This is a genomic window from Edaphobacter sp. (assembly GCF_035532915.1).
Taxonomy (GTDB): domain Bacteria; phylum Acidobacteriota; class Terriglobia; order Terriglobales; family Acidobacteriaceae; genus Edaphobacter.
The window spans coordinates 1-5107 of sequence record NZ_DATKQC010000188.1 but is presented as its reverse complement, the minus strand read 5'-3'; the positions used below and the strand labels follow the sequence as shown (position 1 = coordinate 5107).

Below are 5107 nucleotides of genomic sequence, written 5' to 3'. Positions count from 1 at the left end.
TGCCCGCGCAAGCCAACAATCCCCGCTGGGATAGTCGTTCCCATGTGTCCTCGTATCCGAAAGCTTCAAGAACCTTCGTTTTACAAGGATCTGCAGCGGACGACTATCCCTTTTCTACCTCATACAACTGCACAAGAGCCGAGAAATGAGTAGCTACCACCCGGAGGGAGCGACCTGGAGAAAGTGGGATCTCCATGTCCATACGCCGTCCTCGATCGTTCAAAGCTATGGTGGTGATACAGACGACGCTTGGGAAGCGTTCATTTCGGATCTCGAAAAGTTGCCGCCAGACTTTAAGGTTATTGGCATCAACGACTACATCTTTGTCGATGGCTACGAACGAGTTCTGAAAGCCAAGAAGGACGGCCGGATGAAAAATATTGATCTGATTTTGCCTGTCGTCGAACTGCGTCTTGACAAATTCGCGGGCGTAGTGAGGAAGGATCAAGATGGCTCCTATTCCAAGTCAGATTGGAACCGGATCAACCTGCATATCATCTTCGATCAGATCCCTCCGGAAGTTATCCGCCAACAGTTCTTAAGCGCTCTGGCACCACGCTATCAACTAATCCCCGAGCTACATGGATTCAAGAATACATGGCAAGCTGTCATAACTCATGACAGTCTCACCGAGTTGGGGCAGAAGATCATTGATGCAGCACCTGTGGACAAGAGGGCAGGTTACGCCAGTCCACTACAGGAGGGTTTTAACAGCCTGTGTGTGAGTCTTGAATCCGTACAAAAGGCCTTGGAGAGCCATTACCTTAAGGATCGATTCCTTCTCGCCGTCGGCAAGACCGAATGGGAGAACATGAAGTGGGACGATCAATCGATTGCGGAGAAACGCAATGTCATCAATTGCGTCGATCTCGTTTTCACTGCATCAGAGAATCCAGAAGCTTATGACAAAGCTCCCAAGAAGTTGAGCGATGCGAACGTCCTGGACAGATTGCTCGATTGTTCCGATGCGCATGCACTCAGCGGAGCAGAGAGCAAAGATCGAATCGGTCAATGTTTTACGTGGGTGAAGGCCGACCCGACTTTTCAGGGCTTGCTCCAAGCGGTCACCGAGTTTGACCAGCGGGTATTTGTCGGCGATATGCCGCGGAAGCAGTTATTAGTGGTGGGAAATAGAACTAAATACGCGTCGACAATAACTGTCCGAAAGAAGGCCGGGTCCACGTTGGTGGATAGCTGGTTCGATGTTGAAGTGCCTCTGAATCACGACCTTGTGGCCATCATTGGCAACAAGGGTAGCGGGAAGAGTGCGTTGGCTGATGTTATCGCACTCATTGGCGATACCAAGAACCATGAGAGCTTCTCTTTTCTCAATGATGAACGGTTTCGTGATCCGAGAAACAAATTGGCGGCGCATTTCATCGGAACTCTGCGCTGGCACGATGGAACCGACGCACAGAAGGAATTGCACGAGAGTCCCGAGCCATCCAGCGTTGAGCGAGTCAAGTATCTGCCGCAGAGCTATTTGGAAACACTATGCAATGAGTTGGCTGGTAGCGGTTCATCGACTTTCGATGGCGAGTTGAGGAAGATCATCTATACACACGTCCCAGAGGAGCAGCGCATCGGTTTCCCGTCGCTCGATGAATTGCTCGACTTCAAAATTTCGGAACTGGAGACAGAGCGCAAGCAGCTTACCGACGATCTCTCCAAAGGCAACGCGGAACTTGCCGGCGTTGAACACAAGCTATCCCCGGCGTTTCGGCAGTCGTTAGAACAGCAACTCGATGCCAAAAAAAAGGAATTGGCAGCCTTGGAGGGCGCGATGCCAGCGCCTGTGGACGATCCATTGGAATCGGACGCGGCAAAGCAGGAGACTGCCGCGGCGACCGCGAAGCTCGCAGAACTCGAAGCAACCTTGAATACTGTTCGCACCGAGGAACAGCAAGCGCGACAGAAAAAGGCCGACGCCGTAAAGGGCGTAGCCCATGCCACGCGAATTCTCCAAGCGATCAAGAACCACCAGAAGGCCAACGAACAGTTTATCGTTGAACTGGATGGCATGCTTGCGGAAGTGCATCCGATCCTAAAAGCGAGGGAGGTCGTTTCGTTCAAGATCAATACCGCCGAGATCGAGAAGCTGGGTGTTGCCTTCAAGAAGGAGTCCGACGCGCAGGATGTGCTTCTTTCCGGCAGCGGGGATGCGAACCTACCGCGGCGTCGCGAAGTGGCTGACGTTGCTATCAAGGCGATTAAAAGTCAGCTTGGAGAGAAGCAGCGTCTATTTCTGGTCTACAGAGAGCAACTGACACAATGGGAGCGCGCCAAGATCGAATTACAGGGCGACAAGGACAAGCGCAGTAGCATCGCCTGGTATGCCGCTGAACTAGAAGCACTAAACGACTTGCCAGCGAAGCGCGAGCAACTGAAGGCTGCCAGGATCACGATCGTTCGTCACCTACATGAGCAGATAGGCAAAGTTGTTGCTGAGTATCGGACGCTGTATCAGCCAGTGCAGGGATTCGTTCAGTCGACGACAAAAATGGAGATGCCGCTGCCGCTCGATTTCGATGTGCGGATCGCAGAAGAAGGTTTTCAGGAAATGTTCTTGGGACGCATCAATCGACAGACTCGCGGCAGCTTCTCGGGAATCGACGAAAGTAACCTGCAAATTCGAGGCGTACTGAAAGAGACCGACTTCATGAATGCGGATGCGGTTGTCGCATTCGTCGAGAAGGTCGATGACATGCTGCATTTCGATCGCCGTGCCGCAGCCGTAAATGCCGTGGAACTCTCAGTCGTAAATCAATTACGCATGGGAAACCGGCCAGAGGAGCTCTACGACTTCCTGTTCGGACTTGAATATTTGAAGCCGCAGTATTCACTGACCTACGACAAGCAGGAAATCAGCCAGCTCTCTCCGGGGGAGCGTGGCCTGCTGTTGTTGGTGTTCTATCTGCTCGTGGACAAGGACGATATCCCTCTGGTCATTGATCAACCGGAGGAGAATCTGGACAACCAGACTATCTACAAAATTCTGGTTAGGTGCATCAAGACGGCCAAGCAGCGCCGGCAGGTCATCATGGTGACACACAACCCGAACCTCGCAGTGGTATGCGATGCCGAGCAGATCATTTGCGCTACATGCGATAAGGCGAACAAGCGCTTCACGTACCTAAGCGGCTCCATCGAGTCACCGGAGATCAAGGCTCGTGTCATCGAGATTCTTGAAGGTACGGAGCCAGCGTTCGTGAATCGGAAGAAGAAGTATGGCTTTGAGCTTCTTCGCGAGCGACGCACATGGCTTGCGATGCGTGCGCTTCCAGACTGCCTTCTGGTGGTTGCCGCGGATTGCAGATGATTGAAATGAGAGATCTACAGAAGGAGAATTTTGATGACTGGATCTAACTGCCAATTTGAGGAGGGTGATCGCATTGATCACAAGCTCTTCGGGTTCGGAACCGTCGCTGGCGCACCCGTAGCTATGGTTGGCCCAAATGCCGAGAACATCAGTGGCATTCGCGACGCAGGCTGGAGTATCCGGTTAAATGGGATGACCCAAAGCGCACCCCAGGAGCAGTCACGCATCATGCGCTACGCAAAGTGTCGACGTCAGACTCTCGGCCCTTCGCCCACTGGGATCGACAGTGGCAACCTTTGCTTCAGTCTTGGTTGGCAGCTCGACGAGAAGTTGAGCAGGTTTCCTCATACTTCCGACCCGTGCCCGAGCCGGAAGCTTTGGCACGAGTTCAGGAGGTTGAGCGAAGAGCATTCGAAGCAACGCAGCGCTTTTGGGAAGAGGAGCGAGCAGGGAACCATCCATAGAACTGGTCCCCGTCTCAGCGCAGGACGCAGACTCAGTGGATCTTGAATTTGGCTGACGTCGAGAGAGTAATCCGATATCCTGAAGGCTGATTGATGATGATGTCGAAAACGTTGCTCCCTCACGAATCGCTCCAACTCCCGCGCCAGCAAAAGATGTGCGGTTCCGACGGTAAAAGCGACGGTAAAGACCTATGTCGATCAACGCCAATCCCTTTAACCATGCGGGTTTAGGCGACCTGTTGATGATCGAGTGGGAGTATCGTCGCGAATCAGCGTAAAGCGGCGCAGCCGCCGGACGCGAACAGCGTGGGGATCTTGGCGTCGTGAGCCGGCGCTGGGCGGCTGCGTGCCGCCAGCCGCAGTTAGCCTAAGCTTGCTTCGCCTTCAATTCAATCCCTTCGATCACTTCGATCACCGCCTGATCGACCCGTTCCAGCCAGACGAAACGCACCTGCTCGCGCACCGGTTCGGGAATGTCGTCGAGGTCACGCCGGTTGCGTGCCGGCAGCATCACGGTGCGGATGCCGGCGCGGGCTGCGGCGATCACTTTCTCCTTGATGCCGCCCACCGGTAACACCAGACCGCGCAGGCTGATCTCGCCGGTCATGGCGGTATCGCTGTGTACGGTCTTGTCGGTCAGCAGGGAGGTCAGGGCAATGAACATCGCCACGCCGGCGCTGGGGCCGTCCTTGGGAATGGCGCCGGCCGGGACGTGAACGTGAATGTCGGATTTTCCGAAGTCCACGTCGTCGGCAATACCGAGCTCATGCGCGCGCGATTTAACCAGCGTCAACGCCGCCTGCGCGCTCTCCTTCATGACGTCGCCGAGCTGGCCGGTGAGCACCAGCCGGCCGCTGCCGGCGACGCGGCTAGCCTCGATGAACAGGATGTCGCCGCCTACCGGCGTCCACGCCAGTCCGGTGGCCACGCCCGGCAGGCTGGTGCGTAGTGCCAGGTCGCTCTCGTATTTGATCGAGCCGAGGATGGCAGTGAGTTCCTTCTCGTCGACCACGACCGTGTCGGCGCTGCCCTCGGTCACGCGCATGGCGACGTTGCGGTACACCGCGCCGATCTCGCGCTCCAGGTTACGGACACCGGCCTCGCGGGTGTAGCCGTGGATCAGCGCGGCCAGCGCATCGTCCTCGATGCTGCATTGTTCGGCTTTGAGGCCGTTGGCCTCACGCTGTCGCGGCAGCAGGTAACGGCGCGCGATTTCGCTTTTTTCCTGCTCGGTGTAGCTGCTGAGCTGGATCACTTCCATGCGGTCCAGCAGCGGGCCGGGGATGGTCTCCAGCACGTTGGCGGTGGCGATGAACATCACCTG

General features: G+C 55.5%; 2 protein-coding genes. One reads left to right on the top strand and one right to left on the bottom strand.

What is annotated here, in order from left to right:
• Positions 1–145: 145 nt before the first annotated feature.
• On the top strand, positions 146–3319 hold the full coding sequence (locus tag VMU57_RS08995) for a TrlF family AAA-like ATPase (RefSeq protein ID WP_325382591.1): 3174 nt from the start codon (positions 146–148) through the stop codon (positions 3317–3319).
• Positions 3320–4150: 831 nt separating this feature from the next.
• On the opposite strand, the gene VMU57_RS08990 is transcribed toward VMU57_RS08995, so the two are convergent.
• The coding region (locus tag VMU57_RS08990) for a S16 family serine protease (RefSeq protein ID WP_325382590.1) at positions 4151–5107 on the bottom strand (957 nt) is incomplete at its 5' end.

What these genes read in the sequence shown, in the direction of transcription:
- VMU57_RS08995 (WP_325382591.1), top strand. Translation starts at nt 146, where the DNA reads ATGAGTAGCTACCACCCGGAGGGAGCGACCTGGAGAAAGTGGGATCTC.